Here is a 1593-nt window from a genome sequence, read left to right as displayed (position 1 = left end):
TGAAGGGCAAGAGCGGTGTCCCCTACCGGTCAGTGGGGCGCTCCGGCCCTATCCTACCCTACATTGGACTCAAACTTGGTCCATGCACCAAGGTCCTGGTGAGGAGTTAGCGGCTTCGTCGCGAGTGGCGTTCTCCTTAGTGGCGAGCCAGCTTAACCCAGCCAGGGCTGCCATGCGCTTGAGAACAAGCGACACCTTCCTGGCCAGATCAGCGCTTACTACGCCGCTCAGACCGCGAAATCTTCCTTGCTCTTCCCACGCTCGATCGCTTCCGTGAGCCACTTCGGCATACGGCCACGACCGGTCCACGTGGCGTCATCGGGCCCACGGTACTTCACAGCAACCGGCTTCCCCACGTCGCCACGCACCTTACGAACATTGATCTGTGGTGCAGCTTGCTTGCCGAGCAGCGCCTCCAGACTGAGGCCCAGTTGAGCAGCCTTGGCTGTTACTTCTTCCACCAGCGCAGCTTTGGCGCTTTCCTGCTTTTCCGCGCGCTTGGCTTCGGCCTCTTCGATCAGCTGCGTAAGATCCTGAACAGACAGGCTGTCGAGGTTTGGGAGAACTTTTGCCATGTTAACAATCCAGAAGTTTTAGCTGTGATTTCAGCGTAAGTTGTGTGCGGTAGATTAGTTGCGTGCTGCATGAGATAACCGAGAAAAAGGGCCAGGATGATGCCGCTCGCTCGATATCAAATGGCGCGCTTTTGGTGACCACCTGATAGCCACACGAGTAATCCTCGAGGATTTGGCCCAGTCACGAGTTCAATCGAGCCCACCAAAGGGGCTACCGCTCCCTACCGCTCGCCTGCGGTGTTGCAGAACCGTCCGCACGAGGCGCTGTCTTTGTCTGGAGGGCGCGCGCTCGTTGCACGAAGGCTTGTGGATCCGCGAAGGTGGTAGAGTGCTGGATCAGATCCAGCGCACTGTTTATCGCAGCCATTAAGTCGTCTTTTTGGGCCAACATCGCGGTAATGCTCCCGTCGCCAGGGAATAGAAGCAGATCAACCTTTCACCACTATTACGGAACCGAACAAGCCTCCTAATACAGGGTGTAGGTTCTGTTTGGCCGTGGCGAGGTCAGCCTGACGCGTTCGTGTCCGTAGAAAGGTGAGCTGGTGATCAGCTCTTAAGACGGCCAGCGAATACTCCTCCTTGGACCCGGAGAGGGCGCAGCAGCCAGAAGGGCTTTCCTGACCAGGATACCTCAATGCCAACTTTGCCTGCTTCTTCCGGCACGTGCCCGGCCGAACTCAATTCATGGCAGGAACTGGCTGTCGATGTTCAGCTGGCGCTGGCACAAGGGGCCATGCAGAAGGCCGCCGCGCTCCTGGCCGAACACGCCGAGCTTCTGGCCGCTGAGATGGATGCGGGTGCGCTGCACGAGGAGGGCGGACCGGAAGCGTTGCGGCTTTTTGCCGCTGTTGTGCGGACGATTAACGGCGACGGCTGGGCGACAGTTGGAAATGCCTGATCCCGGAGAGCCTACCTGGCAACATCAGCAATACGCTGTGCGAGGAGAAGGTAGGGAGCGTCAGACGAGCCTGAGGTAGGCGTGACCAGCCGGGCGGGGTGCAGGGCTCCGCGGCATGGC

General features: G+C 59.1%; 2 protein-coding genes. One reads left to right on the top strand and one right to left on the bottom strand.

Translation table 11 applies throughout. The annotated features are described in order from the left end of the window. Nucleotides 1–227: 227 nt before the first annotated feature. Nucleotides 228–575 (bottom strand): H-NS histone family protein, encoded by a 348-nt coding sequence (locus BO39_RS32320; RefSeq protein ID WP_084698686.1) that lies wholly within the window; start codon nt 573–575, stop codon nt 228–230. Nucleotides 576–1209: 634 nt separating this feature from the next. On the opposite strand from BO39_RS32320, the gene BO39_RS32315 reads away from it, so the two are divergent. After that, a complete protein-coding gene (locus BO39_RS32315; RefSeq protein ID WP_084698685.1) occupies nt 1210–1473 on the top strand; it encodes a hypothetical protein in 264 nt (87 codons plus the stop codon). The last annotated feature ends 120 nt before the right edge of the window (nt 1474–1593 follow it).

The organism is Roseomonas aerilata DSM 19363, from assembly GCF_000711725.1.
Lineage (GTDB): Bacteria > Pseudomonadota > Alphaproteobacteria > Acetobacterales > Acetobacteraceae > Roseomonas > Roseomonas aerilata.
The sequence above is the reverse complement of the archived record's forward strand: the minus strand, read 5'-3'. Positions and strand labels throughout refer to the sequence as shown.